Below are 17,413 nucleotides of genomic sequence, written 5' to 3'. Positions count from 1 at the left end.
CATTTTACCCTCTCGTAATCGTCCCATGTATCAGCCCATAAGGCTCATCCGTAGCAATAAAAATATCATTTTTATTACTCAACCCAAACTGCTCCATATTAAAAGGAATATGATGTTTATTAGGCATCTGCAAACTGATCTCCTTTACCATACTATGCTCCTGCAACACCGCTTCTCCCATCGCATACAACGTCTGCTGCACAGATAAACTCTTATGAAACGCAAATGTCTTTAACAGCGTATTACGTATGGCAGCAGCACAAGCTTCAAAATCCTGCCCGTTAGAAATGTACAACCAGCTTGCGGCACACTGTGTAGCCAGTATCCTGTCGGCCGTTTCCTTAAGAGAAGTATATTCATCCCGTATAAAATTCTCAAACCCCGAGTCCGTTGTTTTCAGAATAAGCAAATCCTTCACCCCTGATCTCACCGTAATATTTTCCCTATCCTGTACAACCAAAGCGGTATTCTTACCCGGGCCATTCCCTATATAAGCATGCGCATGCACACTGCCATCAAAAGCCATCCTGGTATACCCATGTTCAGTAATATCGATCGTTACCTGTGTCACCTGCGGATTATTCGCAATAAAATGATCAGACAGATAAATCCCAAAGGCTTCAATAGAAGAAGTGAAATGCTCCTTTGCCAATGCATACACCGTGTTCTTCTGCGTATCCGTAGCCAGGATCTTTGTATTATCCCCCTCCGTATAAGCCGTGGTAAAATTTCCTTCCAGCGATACATTCACAGTAATCTGCCTGAATTCATGATGATCCGCATGGCGGATTACTTTGGACAAGTTCACGGCATTTTTACCGTATGAGTTAAGGGTTAATTTTGCGCTCATAATCAAGGGGCTTGTTTAATAGTAAAGTACAAAATTATTTCCCTATTTTTAATAAGAATCAATTGTATGTTTGACCTGGCCATAAAAGGAAATAAAGTGCTTACCCCTGATGGGATCAGGAAAGCTATTGTCCTCATCAAAGACGGCCTGATCCTGGATATTGTCAGTCATTTACCCGAAGATGCGTCTGTTATAAATGTACACGACAAAATATTAATGCCAGGTATCACAGACCCCCATGTGCATATCAATGAACCCGGCAGGACCAGCTGGGAAGGCTTCGAAACAGCCACTAAAGGCGCACTGGCAGGCGGTATTACCACACTGGTAGACATGCCCCTCAACGCGTCTCCCGTTACTACCACCGTATCCGCCTTTGAAGAAAAGCTACTTTCAGCAACTAATAAGTTATATACCAATTGTGGTTTCTGGGGTGGTGTAGTACCCGGGAATGATCATGAAATAGCTGGTTTGATCAATAAAGGCGTACTGGGATTTAAAGCCTTTCTTACCCACTCCGGTATCGACGACTTCCCGAATGTTACCGAATATGACCTGCGAAAAGTGATGCCGGTGCTCGCCCGGCAACAGTTACCACTATTAGTACATTGTGAATTAAGCGGTCCTCAGCCACCGGTCAAAGATCCTCAGTCATATGCGGAATACCTGGCTTCCCGCCCCCGCCAGTGGGAGAACGACGCCATTTCCCTGATGATACATTTGTGCGAAGCATATAACTGCCCCGTACATATCGTTCACCTCTCCTCCTCCGATGCCATCGGCCATATTGCCAGGGCGAAAGTAAAGGGGCTACCCCTTACCGTGGAAACAGCGCAACATTACCTGTACTTCAATGCAGAAGATATCCCGGACGGACAAACACCCTTTAAGTGCGCACCTCCTATCCGGGAAAAAGAGAATAACAACCTGTTATGGGAAGCCCTGCAGGCAGGCATCATCGACTTTGTAGCCACGGACCACTCTCCTGCTCCACCAGAACTGAAAAGCGGGGATCTCAGCCAAGCCTGGGGTGGCATTATTTCTCTGCAACTGGCATTACCCATCCTCTGGACTGCCGCCAGGCAAAGGAATATAACACTCTCCCAGTTGCTGCTATGGTTATGTGAAAATCCGGCACGCCTGCCCGGTTTAGAAAAAAGAAAAGGAAAGATAGCGCCTGGCTATGATGCAGACCTGGTGGTATGGGATGCGGATAAACAGTTTACGGTCACCTCACAAACATTATATCATAAACATAAGATAACTCCCTACCTCGGTGAAACGCTGTACGGAGTGGTAGAACAAACATATTTACGCGGGGTAAAGGTCTACGACCAGGGAACATTTACACCACCCGCCGGAGCAATTATTTTAAGGTCATGAATTATCTGCAGAGAGCCACCAATATTATGAACAGGATAGATATCCTCGCTGCCATCAGTGAAGATGCAGAGGGTATCACCCGCACATTCGGCACCGCCGCTTTTTTAGCAGGCAGTGAACAAGTGATGCGCTGGATGCAGGAAGCAGGTTTAGACACACATACAGATAACATAGGCAATGTAAGAGGACGATGGGATACCGGTGCCTCCAGCACACTGGTTATCGCCTCCCATATAGACACTGTCATCAACGCAGGAAAATTCGACGGCCCCTTAGGCGTACTAATGGGTATAGATATCGTACAGGCATTAAAAGGGGCCAACATCCCCTTCAATATAGAAGTCATTGCCTTCAGCGATGAAGAAGGTGTACGCTTCCATACTACTTATTTAGGTAGTAAAACCGTTACCGGTGCTTTCAACAACGACTTACTGGATAAAAAAGATCATAACGGGACAACTTTAAAAGAGGTCATTGAATCAATGGGAAAAGATCCATCCCGGCTGCACGATGATGCTATTCACAACTGGCAGGGATATTTTGAGATCCACATTGAACAAGGCCCCGTATTGTATGACAGCAACATCCCTATAGCAGTCGTAACCGCCATTGCCGGTCAGAAACGTTTGTCTGTCACATTTAAAGGCATGGCAGGCCACGCCGGGACAGTCCCTATGAACAGCAGGCAGGACGCTTTATGCGGAGCTGCTGAATTTATATTAGCCGTAGAAGAATATGCCAGGATCCATAAAATAGTGGCAACAGTAGGTTATCTTCAGGTAAGCAATGCGGCCAGCAATGTTATCCCCGGAGAAGTTACCTGTAGCCTGGATATCCGAAGCGCAGATATTGCTACCTTAGATATTGCCAGTATCACCCTTCAAAAGGCAGCGGTAAACATTTCTGAGCAAAGACAGTTACATGTCGAATGGCAGTTAATACAGGAAAGCAAACCTGTTGCCTGCGACAGGGTCATGAGCGGGTTATTAAAACATGCCATCACCGGATCAGGGTATGAAACAGTACAATTGGTCAGCGGAGCAGGCCATGATGCTGTTCCTGTTTCAGCAGTATCCCCCGTCTGCATGTTATTTGTGAAATGTTTCAAAGGGATCAGTCACCACCCTTCAGAAAATGTGGATGTAGAAGATATAGCAGCAGCATTAAAAGTATCAGATCAGTTTATGCTAAATTTGATTCACTATTAAATAACCACGTATGGAAATATCAGCATTAACAAGGTCTGTCGTAAAAAGTAATCATGCAGTGATTTGTCCGGATGGCTATGTGAACAGTGTTGTTCCCGGATGGACGAACTGCACCGTCAACGTTATCATCAACGAACAGATGGGCGCCCGTTTCTGCCAGACGCTGATCACACTCAATGAAGATAGTCGTATTACAGGCGCCACACAAGCCTCACAAATCTTCTTTTATGTTATTCAGGGGCAATGTACTGCCAACGAACAGGTACGTATTGCCGGTCAGTTCGTATACATCCCCATCGGTACAGAATATACCATTGAGAATGCGACGGCCGGTACGCAGGTCCTCACCTTTCACAAGGTATACGAAGAACTGCCCGGATATGATGTTCCTTCCATCCTCTTTGGAGATGCGGCGAATGTAACAGGTAATCCCTTCCTCGGTGATCCAGCCCTGCGTTTGCAGGTATTATTACCGGATGAACTACCATTCGATATGGCGGTGAATATATTTACCTATGATCCGGGTGGGCACCTTCCCTTTGTGGAAACACATATCATGGAACATGGGTTGATATATTTACAGGGACAGGGAGTATACATGCTGGACCACCAGTGGTACCCTATCCGTAAAGGAGATTCCATATGGATGGCACCTTATTGCCAGCAATGGTTTACCGCTATGGGAAAAGAACCTGCCGTATATATCTATTATAAAAACGTGAACCGCTTTCCAACCACCATATGAGATTAAATGACCTTCCGCCCGAACAGCTGAAAACAGCCCTCACCCAATGTTGCGGGTCAACGGTATGGGTGCAGAAAATGCTGGATATCTTTCCTGTTAAAGATGAGGCTGAATTATTATCTGCTGCTACTTTATTATGGCATCAGTGTACAGAAAAAGACTGGCTGGAAGCATTTGATCATCATCCTAAAATAGGCGACAAAACGAACAACAAATGGGCATCTGAAGAGCAGTCGTCCGTAGCAAATACTACTATATCTGTACTAAAAGATCTGGAAGAAGGTAACCATCTCTACCTGAAAAAATTTGGTTATATTTTTATTGTTTGCGCAACCGGCAAACCGGCTACAGAAATGTTATCATTGCTACAGGCAAGATTGACAAACACCCCGGAAAAAGAGATAAAAACAGCCATGGAAGAACAGGATAAAATCACCAGGCTAAGGCTACAAAAACTATTAGCATCATGACAAAGATCACTACACATGTGTTAGACACTTCACGCGGAAAAGCAGCACAAAACGTACCCGTTGTACTGTATCAGCAACATGATGATTACTGGGATGTGATCGCGGCCAACAACACCAATAATGATGGCAGGATCAGCGAATTCCCCACTCAGAACAGGGAATTAACACCTGGTATCTACAAACTGAAATTCGAGACCAAAGAATATTTCGATCAGCACGCCATCACTACTTTTTTCCCCTTTGTAGAAATTGTATTCACTGTTAATAAAGGAGAACATTATCATGTTCCTTTATTACTCAGCCCTTTCGGATATTCTACTTACAGAGGTTCCTAAATAATAAAACCCCAATATCATTTAGTTAAACTCTATGTTTGAACAAAACTTAAACTCTATGTTTGAGCAAAACTTAATAGGCTCCGTTAGGAGCCCCGTGTTTGTAGAAAACGTATTATACAACAAAACACGACTCCGTTAGGAGTCCCCTGTTAAATTGTTATAATAGGGGACTCCTAACGGAGTCTATTATGGAGAAGATAGATTGTTGCTACAAACACGGAGCTCCTAACGGAGCTCAACTAATGGAACTTAACCAAACGACATTGAATTAAATACTACCGTATGCAGTTCTCTATAACAAATGATGAAAAAGAACAGTTACTGAATACTTTAAAAACAGCTAATCTCCGCTTCCAGCAGGTATATCCGGGCGACAAACCAGATCGTCAGCCGGTACATACCGTATATGGTGGCGCTAACCTGTTTAAAGCAGATACCTGTAAAAAAATGGGGGAGATTGCATTACAGCATCTGCAAACAAATGCACCCGATTTTATAATGCTGGCAAAAGCATTACAGTTTGAGGTCAACTTCCCTTTTTCCGCTGCTACATTCAATGCCCTGCCGGAAGCAGATAAAAGATCATCTCCTTACTGGTTACATTATACGGTGTATGAAAAAATCATCAGAAAACTACAAACAGAAGCGGTAGAAGATTTCCGCATCGACTTTGAAGATGGATTTGGTAACAGACCAGATGATGAAGAAGATGCTACTGCTATCACAGCAGCTAAAGAACTGGCGCTGGGGATGCAAAACAAAACTGTCTCTCCGTTTATAGGTATCCGTATCAAACCTTTTACAGAAGACCTGAAACACCGCAGCGTACGTACCCTCGATCTTTTCCTCACTACACTGCTGGAGAATACATCTCTCCCTGCTAACTTCGTGGTAATGTTACCCAAAGTAACTATACCCGAACAAGTCACTACCCTGGTCCGCTTATTCGAAATACTGGAAAAGAAACACCATCTTTCAGCAGGCAGTCTGCAAATGGAAACCATGGTAGAAGCTACGCAGATCATCATGGATGATGAAGGAAGAAACCCTTTGATGAGGATCATCAGGGCCAGTGAAGGCAGATGTATTGCCGCACATTTCGGTACATACGATTATACGGCTTCCTGCGGCATCACCGCTAAATACCAGACAATGTCTCACCCTGTCTGCGACTTTGCACATCACATGACTAAAGTAGCATTAGGCGGTACAGGCATATTCCTGTCTGATGGCGCTACAAACGTAATCCCTGTCGGACCACACAAAGGAGATCATCTCACTTTTGAACAACAGGCAGAAAACAGGGAAGTCATCTATCATGCCTGGCGTACTGGTTTCCATCATACTACTCATTCTCTTATCAACGGCTTTTACCAGGGCTGGGATCTCAACCCTGCCCAGTTACCGATGCGTTATGCAGCTACCTACCATTTCTTTTTAAGTAACTATAACGACGCTTTATTCCGCTTAAAAACCTTCATAGAAAGGTCTGCCATCTCTACATTAACAAAAGATATTTTTGATGATGCTGCCACCGGCCAGGGATTATTGAATTTCTTCATCAAGGCCATCAACTGCGGAGCCGTTTCTGAAACAGAAGTACTGGCAACAGGGTTAACCCTCGAAGAAATCCGCAGCCGCTCATTTTACAGGATTATTGAAGGGAGAAGAGGCAAATAACTACACATTATACAGTACCAGCTCACAATATTGTCCAGAATAGTTTTAATATATTAAGTTTTTGTACCTTTTAATGGATAATTCATTGTTCATGGGGCATGTCGGAGGACTATGCCCTTTTTTTATTCATTAAAACCACATCACTATGCAACAATTACTGTATCCTTTTCCTGACGGTGTCAGTCCATATGCTGATACCCTTGAGTCACAGATCAGACAATGGATCTACCAGGATTATGATTACCTACCCGAAAAAATCAAGAAAAAGTATGAACACACCGGCGTCGGTTATGTAGGTGCAAGACTCTTCCCCAACACCAATTACGCGGGCTTACTTTCTATCTGCCGGTTCTCCCTCTGGGCATTCATTAATGACGATGCCTATGAACGCTGTACTGCAGAACAATTACAACAGGTGAGAAAACAGGTGATCGAAGCACTGGAAGGTCATCCCACCAAAGGCATGTACGCACAACTTTCCTTACTAAGGGAAGAACTGCTGCGCCTTGCTTCTCCCGGCTGGATGCAACGCTTCATCGCCAGCATCGACGGCTACTTTACGGGCATGCTGGCGGAGATCCCCTACCGATCGAACATGCGCTACCCGGGCTCAGGTGCCTACATCGCTATCAGGGAATATGCAGCCTGCGTATACCCATTAGTGAACTTAGTGGAACTGGAAACAGGGGCTATCCTGCCGGACGAGGTAGCCATACATCCCGTTATACGCGAAATAAGCCGGCTTACCTGCCGTATCATGGCATTTTGCAACGATCTGTATTCCGCCAGTGTGGAAGACGGTAAAGACGTGTTAAACCTTGTATTGGTGATGCGGAACGAATTGCAATGCAGTACAGAGGAAGCCTACAGTAAAGCACTGGCCATTCATAATGAAGATGTACAGTGTTTTGTGGCCATGCGTAGCTGCTTACCCGATTTTGGCTGTGCCAATGAGGCGGTACGCGCTTTTGTAGACAGCATAGGACTGATGATACAAGGGCATCTGCAATGGCTGGATTACAATACACAACGCTACAAAAAGAACGGACATCCGGGATCTGATTTTAAGAAGAACTAACCGGCCTTTCCTCTTTGAGACCCAGGTATTTCCCGATTACCTCACATAGCTGTTTATATTCAATGGGTTTACTGATGTAGTCATTGGCCCCCAAAGCCAGGAAATGATTGCTGGTTTCGGTAAAAGCATCTCCTGAAACAATAATAACAGGTATATCCATCAATAAACTATCTGCCTTAATACGTTTCAGTGTTTCTATGCCATCCATGCCCGGCATCTGGGTATCAAGAATGATCAGGTCGGGCGTTTTCAGATCAGCTGCAGCCAAACCGGTTACGCCATCAGTAGCGATCTGTATATCGATCCCTGCATCAGACAGAAAGTGACTCAGGATTGTGCTGCTCATCTTATCATCATCAATAACCAATACCGATTTATGATGGAAATAAGAAAGCATATTCTGTTCATGATCTGTCTGATTGCTATCTCCTGCTATCAGTGGCAGTGTCACTGTAAAAGTACTGCCTGTACCTACCGTGCTTTCAAGCGTTACTTTTCCACCCAGTAAATCTACCAGGTGCCTGGTAATAGGCAATCCTAATCCGGTACCTGCTGTAAAATTATTTCCTTCTGATACGAATACATCAAAAATGCTTTCGTGTTTATCCTTTTCAATACCCATTCCCTGATCGTTAATACTGAGCGACCAGCTATCTCCTTCTCTCTTTATTTCAATATGGATCGTAGTATTATACCTCGTAAATTTAATGGCATTACTTAACAGGTTGCTGATGATCTGTCCTAACTTTATTTTATCTGTAATAATAGATTCGGGCATAGCCGGATCAAACTCATATTCCAGTTGTACAGATTTCACCAGTGCCACATATTTTTGTATACCGATAATATCCAGGATACCAGGTCTTAACAGGAAACTGCTCTTCTCCACATGCTGCAACTTTCCACCTTCTATACTCGATAATTCCAGTACATTATTTAATATCTCCCGCACGTTGTAACTGGCCACGTATAAGGGATCTATGAGAGAAGCCACTTTCTCCGTATCCTTTTTAATATTATGCCGCATCAGCTGTGCAATACCAAAAATAGCATTGAGCGGATTACGGATTTCATGACTTGTTTGTCGCAGGAAAATCCGTTTGGAATGATTCGCTCTTTCCAGTTCGGCAGTCCTTTCCTGAACAAGATGTTCCAGTTTATTATTATGATCTAAAAGCGCATTTAATAACTCTTTATTATTCTTTTTATAAAACAGGATAGCCTGAATATTTAAAAAGAGAATGGATATGATACATAACCAGCGTAAGAAAAACTGGATATTATGTCCCAGTTCGATAGGTTGAAAAATACCAAAATAGAAATTCAGCTCCATCACTATCAATGAAAAAGTAGCCGCTGAAATACCAATAATAATAGGACGCCTGTTTTTATAGATTAATAAAGTGGCGCTGATCAGGAACAGGAAAATGAGTCTTATTTCGATGATAATACCCAGTAATGCGCCAAAATAAATAGCCCATATACAATGTAATACGATGAGGGTTAAGCCGGCAGCTTCATGTTTTTTAAATTTGTTTAAAAGGGGGATACAGAAGAATGCGATGCTTTCCAGTATAGCAGGAATAAGCAGCATTTTGCTGTGTGTAACAAAAAAGAATGCGGTACCAATGACCAATGCGAGGACACCGGTAGTGAGTGCGAGGGAATTTGCAATGGTAATACCTTTCTTAGCCTGTTCGTCTGTAATATCTTCCGTACCTAATGCAATGGTTCTGGGAAAAAAAGTCGGGTTCATAAGAATTGGTTATTTACAGAATAGATCTGCCAAGGGTTCTGGTCACAGTTGTAGTTAGTATCGTCGTTGTTCTGTTGTCGTGGAATTAATCTGTTAACAGGTTAACTCTCTTCTAATATACAATAATTTTTCATATTTATAAATAAGGCAAAAGCAGAGTTGTCCGTTTTAGCTGGGGCATAAAAAAAAGTGAAGCGATATAATCACTTCACTTTTTATCTATTGGAAATATTGTTTTTTAGCGGAGTACTCTTTTGTCGCTGCTGGCGCCCCAGAAGTTCATAACGTCCTCTTCGGTGCCGGTGAATGGTCCTGAAGAATTCACTTTTAATCCGGCCATTGCAGAGGCAAATTCTCCTGCTTCCTGGATACTGGCACCTCTGTTACGTTTGTAGAGATAACCTGCCATGTAGGTATCACCGCAACCGGTGGTATCTGCATAGTTACCAGGAATATATGGAGGAACGCTGTACAGGGTATTGTCTTTGTAAATAACGGAGCCCATGCTGCCCAGTGTAATAACGACTTCCTTCACGCCCCAGTCGGATACGATCTTTGCGCTTTGGGTGATGTCTTTTTCACCGGTCAGTACTTCCATTTCGTATTCATTGGCCTTTAAGATATCCACGTATTGCAGTGCTTCTTTTTTAGCGGGCCAGTCTACCGGTAATACCTCTTCGTTCTTCACGGTCCTGAGGTAACCCTGAGCGTCCAGGGAAACGATGCCTTTACCTGATAAAAGCTTGATAACATCTACCGGGATATCTTCGGCCAGTAACGGACCAAGATGATATATAGCGGCGTCGATATTAAGCAATTGATCTACGGTGAATGGGTCGGCCTGTTGGGAGACCCTTTGTGTGCGGATATCCAGGTTTTCTGAATACTTGTTTTCAAAGTATACAGTGTTTCTGCTGGGCACGACGTTCACGTTGATGCCTTTATTACGCAGGTCTGATACGAACTGCATTTCTTTGGCAGCAAGAGAGGTAACCAGTAGATAGTTCGCATCCAGGTTACGGATCGCATTAGAGAAATAGAAGGACGTGCCTCCGGCCATTTGTACAACCGTTCTGGTGGTAATGATCCTGTCTAATGTGATATGTCCTATACAACAAATATCAAACATGTATAATGCTTTTAAGTCTGTTTAATCCTTAATTTAAATCTGAGCTTGTTGTAGGTAGGTATGCAAATATATGTAATTATACCATTTGAATGATAAAAAATAATAATGGTTTGATAATGAAAGTATAGGGGGTTTCCTGGAGTAAAGTATCTTTTGCATTGTATATCAATATAATAGCATACAATATTAGCCTGGAAATTTGTTGGTTCTTGTCAATTAATTATATTGCCGCCAAATTGTTTGTTTCTCACCTCAAAACCATTACATATGGAGCTGATTCACTATGAAAAAGATATTGTCACAGGAGAATTGTTTGAAGACATCACACATTTAATAGAGCAAAGCAGGAGAAAAGTTGCATCAACCGTTAACCAGGAAATCACATTGTTATACTGGAATATTGGTAAATTAATTGATAATAAAATACTGGAAAGTGAAAGAGTCTCCTACGGAGAGCAAATTCGTGCGACACTGTCGCACAAATTAACAATGGCCTATGGTAAAGGGTTCACGATTTCTGCATTAAGCCGGATGGTCAATTTTTACAAGCTATTTAATGATGAAAAAAGTATTGTGATGCTGTCTCAAAAATTGAGCTGGAGTCATTTTCTTGAGCTTATAACAATAGAAGAACCTTTAAAAAGAGAATACTATATTGAGATTACTGGAATTAGATAAAGGTCAGATTCGTGTGGCCGAATATATGACACAATTACCACCAAAGGAATTGCTGGCAGAAAAACTTCATCATGCCATACAGACAGCAAAAAAAGAATAAAATAATGCGATAAAGGTATAAAAACCACCCCATATCGCATTATTTTATTTCACCATTCGAATATGTGCGACAGTGTCGCACATATTCAATTTATTATTTTTTCAGATGTGTAATTATATTGGTAGTATAGCTGATATCCTTTTTAATGTTACCATTAGCGTCTGTATTGTGATAACTGCATCCAAAGATAAATTCCATCATGCCACTACCCGGAGCGGCAGTACGCAACGTATCTGCTATCTTTAGTTCCTGACCTGCCGGTGTCTGCTGTCCCGCATTAATAGCACAGCCCTGCCCTACTCCTATCAACACATTCTTTGTATCTCCGATAGCAGCACCATAGGATTTAATCCAGGTGAGAACGTCTTTGGAAGTATTCCAGTAAGACATTGTCATCACATAATCTATGTATTTTTTGCTTCTTTTGATCTGGGCAATGTTATAGTTGTTGTAATCCACTACAGAGAGGATACGGCCGGTTTTTGAATCAGGGCCCAGGTATTTACCCAATGCAATAACACCGCTATCAATATTGGCACTATGTGTACCATTACCATATTCAAGATCGAGGTCCACACCATCCAGTTTCCAGTTGTCCAGGGAATCTTTCACCACTTTAGCCATGGCCGCAGCATCTGATCCGCTAAGGTTTACCAGGTTACCAGCAAAGGATGTACCCACTACACGGATGCCCCTCTTTTGCAGGTTATGTGCAAGTACCAGCACATCATTCCAGTTATTCTGACCAGATACTCCCCGGTGTTCAAACTCCCAGGTGCCGGCAGTCGTTTTGCCTATACCCAGCGTGAAGATATTGACAACATCCACGCTATCCGGAATAGCATCCAGCGGACCTACAGAGGACCTGTCATAGCAACAGCCACCCCAGTACTCTACAATAAGTGGTCTTTTAGTAAGGTATTTGATGGTGTCTACAGGGTTTGTAACAGTAGTATCGGGACCGTTAGTAACGGGTTCTGTATGCTCTCTCTTACAGGAGGTTGAAAAAATAAGTATTGCTAAACAGAACAGCAATAGGGTGGAATTGAATTTCATGTACCAGGGTCTTTTAATAGTTAATAAATAGACTTCTGGCAATATAGAACGCATTAACTATGACATTCGTATATTTTACTATAACTCAACTAACACCCCCTTTATCTTTTTTATCCTGCCAGCCCAGATGCGCCACAGGGAAAAGATCTGTATTCCCAGTAAACAGATAATGAAGGCCAGGGCATAATACTTGCCCGTAGTCCAGCGGATATTACCCATAAAGAATAACATGATCCCTGAAAACGCAATAGCACGGGAGGCTACCGCTATTACAGCATATCGTTTTAGTTTTTCCAGATAAACGGTCAACGATTGTTTAAGGTTATTACCAAACACAGGGTTATTCGTGATCATATATCCGGCTACGTTATGCAGCAATAATAATGAGACTGATACCACCAGGATAACATTTAGAAAAAACGACTTCTTATCCCCGTCAAAAAAGTTATAGTACACCAACAGAAAAGCAACATAACAAATCGTCTCTATCGTTAACTGACGCCGGATGTTTTTCAACACAGGCGGACGCACTATTTTTATATCTGTTTGTTCAGTACCGGCATTATTCCATGCAGATTTTAAAGAGTCCATAAAATTAAAGTTTAAGGATGTTTTTAATCTTTGTTTTGATCCTGTTCAGTTTTACACCTACATAATTCTCATCTATACCTATGATTGCAGCAATCTCCTGATAACTCATATCTTCCAGGTAAAGGGCAATTATAGCCTTATCGCTGTCATTTAACTGCTTCAGTGCAGCAAATAGCTGTTCCTGTTGTAAATCGCCTGCAGGAGGGTCTGCAACGCGTTCCGGCAGCGCTACCGGGTACGTAATATCAGGTGCCCGCTTACGGAAAGAGGCCAGAGCTGTATTAAGGGCAATACGGTACATCCAGGAAGAGAGCTTTGCACGGCCTTCAAAGGCAGGGAAAGCCTTCCATAGCTGGTATACGATCTCCTGGAACAGGTCTTCCCTGTCTTCCCGGGTATCCCGGTATAAGCGGCAGACTTTGTGAATCACTGCCTGATGCTGACGGATCATCTGTAAAAAATCTTCTTCCATATGCTACTATAAGTTGCCTAAAAAGTAAAAAACTTACAAATGACCTATCTTTGTGGCCCTTTTATAAATTTCCGCCGTACAAACCAATGATCAATGAATTTTTACACTCGTAAATGGGTAAAGCCAGAGGACCTGAACGCACATGGAACACTATTCGGGGGCAGTTTATTACGCTGGATAGACGAAGAGGCTGCTATCTACTCCATTATTCAACTGGGAACGAACAGATGCGTGACCAAATATATGTCTGAAATCAATTTCATCAACTCTGCCAAACAGGGTGATATCGTGGAACTGGGTATCAAAGCTATCAGCTTCGGCCGTACTTCCCTTACACTTGCCTGTGAAGTAAGGAATAAAATCACACAAAAAAGCATTCTTACCATAGATAAGATCGTATTTGTAAGTGTGGATGAACAAGGCGTTCCTTTTCCGCATGGCAGAACGGAAATTACTTATACAGATGAACGACTGCGTGAAGAGTAATTGCTATCTCATAAATTATTCTTACCTTTGCGTACATTATTACAATAGATAAACAAAATGCTTAACAACAACACATATCAATCAGCGTTCAACGCAAAAACTGCTATCAGAGCTGTTATTGCAAGCACCTGTATTGTCTTTATTAAGAACGGGGAGGCAAATCCATTCCCGGATATGAGAGGTTAAGTACTTTCTGAATATTCTTCAGAGGCCTCTTCATCCGAAGAGGCCTTTTTTATTTTGTCTCCCCCCATCTTCCCTTTTTTAACTCAATTACTTACACGGTATAACCGGTAATGTTATGCGCTACGCATATTGCATCACCGGACTGGAAACCCATTTTTATTTTTTTAATAATACAACAATGAAACGCTCAGAAAATTTCAGGAATATAGGAATCATGGCTCATGTGGATGCTGGTAAAACAACCGTTACAGAACGCATTCTTTATTATACAGGGCTTACACATAAATTAGGTAGTGTGGACGAAGGTAATACCGTAATGGATAGCGATCCGCAGGAAGAAAAAAGAGGCATCACCATCTCTTCTGCCGCTATTACTACGTATTGGAAAGATCATCAGATCAATATTATTGATACACCAGGTCACATCGACTTCACCGCTGAAGTAGAACGTTCTCTCCGTGTACTGGATGGCGTTATCGCCGTGTTCTGTGCTAAATCCGGCGTGCAACCGCAATCCGAAACAGTATGGAACCAGGCAAACCATTACAACATCCCACGCATTGTGCTGATCAATAAAATGGATAGACAAGGTGCCGATTTCCTGCGCGTTGTACAGGAAATAAGAGACGTGTTACATGCGAATGTAATGCCGGTGCAATTGCCCATAGGTGCAGAAGATTCCTTCACAGGAGTCATTGACCTCATCACAATGAAAGCATTGGTATGGACTACACAGGACGGTAAGAATTATGAAGTGCAGGAAATACCCGCCAACATGCTGGAAGAAGCACTGAAAGCACGTAATAACCTGCTGGAAGAATTGTCTTTGTATGATGAAGTAATTTTTGATAAATACACAGCAGATCCAGCGGCCATCACTGAAGAAGAAATATTATCCGCTTTACGCAGCACTACTTTAAATATGCAGGTAATACCTGTATTAAGTGGTGCAGCCTACAGGAATAAAGGCATACAACCCCTGCTGGATGCAGTGGTGCAATACCTTCCTTCCCCGGCAGATATCCTTTCCGTACATGGTACATCAATAGATACCGGTGAAGCAATTGAGATTACTACCAATATAGAAAATACATTTTCCGGTTTAGCCTTTAAGATCATCTCTGATGAATATACAGGCAAACTGACACTGGTAAGGGTATATTCCGGCGTATTACGCGGAGGTGATACTTTATGGAACAGCCGTACAGGTAAGAAAGTACGTATCAGCCGTCTGATGAGAATTATGTCTGATAAATACGAAACCGTAGACCAGATAAATGCTGGTGATATCGGTGCTATCGTTGGACTCAAAGATGTTCGTACCGGAGATACCCTCTCCCATCCTGATCACCCGGTATTACTGGAAAAGATCAGTTTCCCCGAACCGATGATCGGGTACGCTATTGAAGCGAAATCCGCAAAGGAAGTGGCAAAACTGGGAGAAGCATTAGCGAAACTGCAGGAAGAAGATCCGACCTTAACAGTGGAAGTAGATGCAGTATCCGGCCAAACCATCCTGAAAGGAATGGGCGAATTACACCTGGAAGTAGTGATGGAAAAACTATCTGCAGATTACAACGTAGAAATCAATAAAGGGGAACCGCAGATCGCCTATAAAGAGGTATTTACATTACCCGTTATCCATCGCGAAGTGTATAAAAAACAGAACGGTGGTTCCGGTAGTTTTGCGGAGATACAGTTTGAACTGGCTCCCCGTGAAGATGAACTGCCAGGTCTTGAATTCATCAATGAAGTGAAAAGCGGAGCAATCCCCCGCGAATTCATCCCTTCTGTAAAGAAAGGATTTGAAGAGGCGATGAAGACAGGCGCACTGGCCGGTTACCCGGTAAACTCCATGCGGATACGCTTACTGGATGGAAGCATCCATGTAACGGATTCACACGCACTGGACTTCGAACATGCAGCTTTGATGGGATTCCGGGATGCAGCGAAAAAAGCAGCGTCCCGTTTGCTGGAACCATTCATGTCTGTAGAAGTAACCATGCCGGAAGAACATACCGGTGTAGTAACAGGCGATCTTAACAGAAGACGTGGTATCATCCGCGGCATGGAAATGAAAGCGAACCAGCAGTATGTAAAAGCAGAAGTGCCGTTGTCCGAGTTATTTGGATATGTAAATGTGTTGCGTTCACTTTCCTCAGGAAGAGCAGCAGCATCCTTAACATTCCAGGATTATCAGTTAGTACCTAACGGTATTGCTGAAAAAGTGATAGCTAAATAAAGAAAGGGTTGGCCAACTGGCCAACCCTTTTTCGTTGTTATATAGAAAGTGTCTTCTCTATTTGAACAGGTTCACTGTTACTCCTACTTCAAACGTACCATCTACATAAGTCTTCACACCACCTGTCTGGGAAGTATACATAGCCTGTACACCCACCGTTTTCATGATGTTCACCCCTATACCGGCAGTCACACTTTTAGAAGTATGATACATCGCCATTACATTGGCAACATTGTTCAGTAAAGATACATTCACACCAGCATCCAGGATATTGTCATATCCCCTTATTCCGCGATAGCAGAGTTTAGGTTCTACAGAGGTAATCGTCTCATCTACTGCAAACCTGTAAGATGCAGCAGTGAAGAAGATACCACCTCCGTCAACTCCTTTGTTATCACCGGTAACAATACTCCTTACGTTTGGCAGTGAAGCCTGCAGGGTCAGTTTGGTATCCGTATATGCCATACCATACTCCGCTTCAAAGTAGTCGTCGCGGCGGTTGAATGCACTTACAGAAGGGTCCGTAACATCCCCGTCTACGTTTTTGTAATCGATGCGCTGTACATTGAATGCTGCTGTTAAACCAAAGTGTAACTGATGATCACCATCGCTCAGTGGCAGGTGATAGGCGTAAGTAAGCCCAATGCGGGTCCTGTTGATAAGGCCGGCCACATCGTTGAAGATGTTCAGCCCTGCTCCCACCCTGTTCCCCACCGCACCATCTGCGGTGAAGAACTTAGTTACAGGCGCACCATCAATACCACTCCACTGTTTGCGGTAAGCCGCGTTCAGGTGGAGGCCCTTTTCAAGACCGGCCATAGCCGGGTTACTCAGGTACTGGTTTTGAAAGTACTGGGTACCGGATGGCTCAAGTAATGCCTGGGCATTACTGAGTGATTGCGCACCGGCTTTGCTACCTGCTGCCAGAATAAGGCAGCTAACGAATAAGGAACGTATATTCATAA

General features: G+C 43.1%; 17 protein-coding genes. 10 read left to right on the top strand and 7 right to left on the bottom strand.

What is annotated here, in order from left to right; genetic code table 11:
- Nucleotides 1-4: 4 nt before the first annotated feature.
- Nucleotides 5-850 carry a factor-independent urate hydroxylase gene (gene pucL / locus BMW86_RS22200; RefSeq protein ID WP_089784137.1) on the bottom strand — a complete coding sequence of 282 codons (846 nt, stop codon included), beginning with the start codon at nucleotides 848-850 and terminating at the stop codon, nucleotides 5-7.
- 66 nt (nucleotides 851-916) lie between these two features.
- Here pucL and allB point away from each other — a divergent pair, with 66 nt between their 5' ends.
- The 7 genes from allB to BMW86_RS22165 all read left to right on the top strand — a co-directional run bounded on the left by allB (nucleotide 917) and on the right by BMW86_RS22165 (nucleotide 7,752).
- Nucleotides 917-2,233, top strand: a complete 1,317-nt coding sequence (gene allB, locus BMW86_RS22195) for an allantoinase AllB (protein WP_089784136.1) — start codon at nucleotides 917-919, stop codon at nucleotides 2,231-2,233.
- The gene (locus tag BMW86_RS22190; RefSeq protein WP_089784135.1) at nucleotides 2,230-3,441 is read left to right on the top strand and encodes a M20 family metallo-hydrolase; all 1,212 of its coding nucleotides are present in this window, start codon (nucleotides 2,230-2,232) and stop codon (nucleotides 3,439-3,441) included. The genes allB and BMW86_RS22190 overlap by 4 nt, the downstream gene beginning before the upstream one ends.
- 10 nt (nucleotides 3,442-3,451) lie before the next feature.
- On the top strand, nucleotides 3,452-4,186 hold the full coding sequence (gene allE, locus BMW86_RS22185) for a (S)-ureidoglycine aminohydrolase (protein ID WP_089784134.1): 735 nt from the start codon (nucleotides 3,452-3,454) through the stop codon (nucleotides 4,184-4,186).
- Nucleotides 4,183-4,656: a 2-oxo-4-hydroxy-4-carboxy-5-ureidoimidazoline decarboxylase gene (gene uraD / locus BMW86_RS22180; protein WP_089784133.1), complete on the top strand. Its 474-nt coding sequence runs from the start codon at nucleotides 4,183-4,185 to the stop codon at nucleotides 4,654-4,656. The genes allE and uraD overlap by 4 nt, the downstream gene beginning before the upstream one ends.
- Nucleotides 4,653-4,991, top strand: coding sequence for a hydroxyisourate hydrolase (gene uraH, locus BMW86_RS22175; protein WP_089784132.1), 339 nt, complete (start codon nucleotides 4,653-4,655; stop codon nucleotides 4,989-4,991). Before uraD ends, uraH begins: the two co-directional genes overlap by 4 nt.
- A 285-nt stretch (nucleotides 4,992-5,276) precedes the next feature.
- A complete protein-coding gene (locus BMW86_RS22170) occupies nucleotides 5,277-6,674 on the top strand; it encodes a DUF6986 family protein (RefSeq protein ID WP_089784131.1) in 1,398 nt (465 codons plus the stop codon).
- A 145-nt stretch (nucleotides 6,675-6,819) separates the two neighbouring features.
- Entirely contained in the window at nucleotides 6,820-7,752 is a 933-nt protein-coding gene (locus BMW86_RS22165; RefSeq protein WP_089784130.1) for a terpene synthase family protein, read from the top strand.
- On the opposite strand, the gene BMW86_RS22160 is transcribed toward BMW86_RS22165, so the two are convergent.
- Nucleotides 7,739-9,508: a hybrid sensor histidine kinase/response regulator gene (locus BMW86_RS22160; RefSeq protein WP_089784129.1), complete on the bottom strand. Its 1,770-nt coding sequence runs from the start codon at nucleotides 9,506-9,508 to the stop codon at nucleotides 7,739-7,741. The genes BMW86_RS22165 and BMW86_RS22160 overlap by 14 nt on opposite strands.
- Nucleotides 9,509-9,746: 238 nt before the next feature.
- Complete coding sequence (locus BMW86_RS22155; RefSeq protein ID WP_089784128.1) at nucleotides 9,747-10,637, bottom strand: PfkB family carbohydrate kinase; 891 nt, start codon at nucleotides 10,635-10,637, stop codon at nucleotides 9,747-9,749.
- 267 nt (nucleotides 10,638-10,904) lie between these two features.
- Between BMW86_RS22155 and BMW86_RS22150 the strand changes: the two genes are divergently transcribed.
- Complete coding sequence (locus tag BMW86_RS22150) at nucleotides 10,905-11,315, top strand: DUF1016 N-terminal domain-containing protein (RefSeq protein WP_089784127.1); 411 nt, start codon at nucleotides 10,905-10,907, stop codon at nucleotides 11,313-11,315.
- Between the two features lie 193 nt (nucleotides 11,316-11,508).
- On the opposite strand, the gene BMW86_RS22145 is transcribed toward BMW86_RS22150, so the two are convergent.
- The 3 genes from BMW86_RS22145 to BMW86_RS22135 all read right to left on the bottom strand — a co-directional run bounded on the left by BMW86_RS22145 (nucleotide 11,509) and on the right by BMW86_RS22135 (nucleotide 13,534).
- The gene (locus BMW86_RS22145) at nucleotides 11,509-12,471 is read right to left on the bottom strand and encodes an EndoS/ChiA family endoglycosidase (protein WP_177189357.1); all 963 of its coding nucleotides are present in this window, start codon (nucleotides 12,469-12,471) and stop codon (nucleotides 11,509-11,511) included.
- Nucleotides 12,472-12,549: 78 nt separating this feature from the next.
- Complete coding sequence (locus BMW86_RS22140; protein ID WP_089784125.1) at nucleotides 12,550-13,062, bottom strand: hypothetical protein; 513 nt, start codon at nucleotides 13,060-13,062, stop codon at nucleotides 12,550-12,552.
- A gap of 4 nt (nucleotides 13,063-13,066) precedes the next feature.
- Nucleotides 13,067-13,534, bottom strand: coding sequence for an RNA polymerase sigma factor (locus BMW86_RS22135; RefSeq protein ID WP_089784124.1), 468 nt, complete (start codon nucleotides 13,532-13,534; stop codon nucleotides 13,067-13,069).
- A 93-nt stretch (nucleotides 13,535-13,627) separates the two neighbouring features.
- On the opposite strand from BMW86_RS22135, the gene BMW86_RS22130 reads away from it, so the two are divergent.
- Together BMW86_RS22130 and fusA are read left to right on the top strand one after the other, a co-directional pair.
- Nucleotides 13,628-14,020, top strand: a complete 393-nt coding sequence (locus BMW86_RS22130) for an acyl-CoA thioesterase (RefSeq protein WP_089784123.1) — start codon at nucleotides 13,628-13,630, stop codon at nucleotides 14,018-14,020.
- A 364-nt stretch (nucleotides 14,021-14,384) separates the two neighbouring features.
- A complete protein-coding gene (fusA, locus tag BMW86_RS22125; protein ID WP_089785746.1) occupies nucleotides 14,385-16,448 on the top strand; it encodes an elongation factor G in 2,064 nt (687 codons plus the stop codon).
- Nucleotides 16,449-16,505: 57 nt separating this feature from the next.
- Here the strand turns inward: fusA and BMW86_RS22120 are convergent, their stop codons facing one another.
- Nucleotides 16,506-17,411 (bottom strand): PorP/SprF family type IX secretion system membrane protein, encoded by a 906-nt coding sequence (locus tag BMW86_RS22120; RefSeq protein ID WP_089784122.1) that lies wholly within the window; start codon nucleotides 17,409-17,411, stop codon nucleotides 16,506-16,508.
- Nucleotides 17,412-17,413 lie beyond the last annotated feature (2 nt).

The sequence above is a fragment of the Chitinophaga sp. YR573 genome (genome assembly GCF_900110995.1).
Lineage (GTDB): Bacteria > Bacteroidota > Bacteroidia > Chitinophagales > Chitinophagaceae > Chitinophaga.
This window is presented reverse-complemented; position numbering and strand designations above follow the sequence as displayed.

Bases quoted from the DNA above. Each gene is read 5' to 3' on its own strand.
- pucL (WP_089784137.1), bottom strand. From the start codon at position 850: ATGAGCGCAAAATTAACCCTTAACTCATACGGTAAAAATGCCGTGAAC.
- allB (WP_089784136.1), top strand. From the start codon at position 917: ATGTTTGACCTGGCCATAAAAGGAAATAAAGTGCTTACCCCTGATGGG.
- BMW86_RS22190 (WP_089784135.1), top strand. From the start codon at position 2,230: ATGAATTATCTGCAGAGAGCCACCAATATTATGAACAGGATAGATATC.
- allE (WP_089784134.1), top strand. From the start codon at position 3,452: ATGGAAATATCAGCATTAACAAGGTCTGTCGTAAAAAGTAATCATGCA.
- uraD (WP_089784133.1), top strand. From the start codon at position 4,183: ATGAGATTAAATGACCTTCCGCCCGAACAGCTGAAAACAGCCCTCACC.
- uraH (WP_089784132.1), top strand. From the start codon at position 4,653: ATGACAAAGATCACTACACATGTGTTAGACACTTCACGCGGAAAAGCA.
- BMW86_RS22170 (WP_089784131.1), top strand. From the start codon at position 5,277: ATGCAGTTCTCTATAACAAATGATGAAAAAGAACAGTTACTGAATACT.
- BMW86_RS22165 (WP_089784130.1), top strand. From the start codon at position 6,820: ATGCAACAATTACTGTATCCTTTTCCTGACGGTGTCAGTCCATATGCT.
- BMW86_RS22160 (WP_089784129.1), bottom strand. From the start codon at position 9,508: ATGAACCCGACTTTTTTTCCCAGAACCATTGCATTAGGTACGGAAGAT.
- BMW86_RS22155 (WP_089784128.1), bottom strand. From the start codon at position 10,637: ATGTTTGATATTTGTTGTATAGGACATATCACATTAGACAGGATCATT.
- BMW86_RS22150 (WP_089784127.1), top strand. From the start codon at position 10,905: ATGGAGCTGATTCACTATGAAAAAGATATTGTCACAGGAGAATTGTTT.
- BMW86_RS22145 (WP_177189357.1), bottom strand. From the start codon at position 12,471: ATGAAATTCAATTCCACCCTATTGCTGTTCTGTTTAGCAATACTTATT.
- BMW86_RS22140 (WP_089784125.1), bottom strand. From the start codon at position 13,062: ATGGACTCTTTAAAATCTGCATGGAATAATGCCGGTACTGAACAAACA.
- BMW86_RS22135 (WP_089784124.1), bottom strand. From the start codon at position 13,534: ATGGAAGAAGATTTTTTACAGATGATCCGTCAGCATCAGGCAGTGATT.
- BMW86_RS22130 (WP_089784123.1), top strand. From the start codon at position 13,628: ATGAATTTTTACACTCGTAAATGGGTAAAGCCAGAGGACCTGAACGCA.
- fusA (WP_089785746.1), top strand. From the start codon at position 14,385: ATGAAACGCTCAGAAAATTTCAGGAATATAGGAATCATGGCTCATGTG.
- BMW86_RS22120 (WP_089784122.1), bottom strand. From the start codon at position 17,411: ATGAATATACGTTCCTTATTCGTTAGCTGCCTTATTCTGGCAGCAGGT.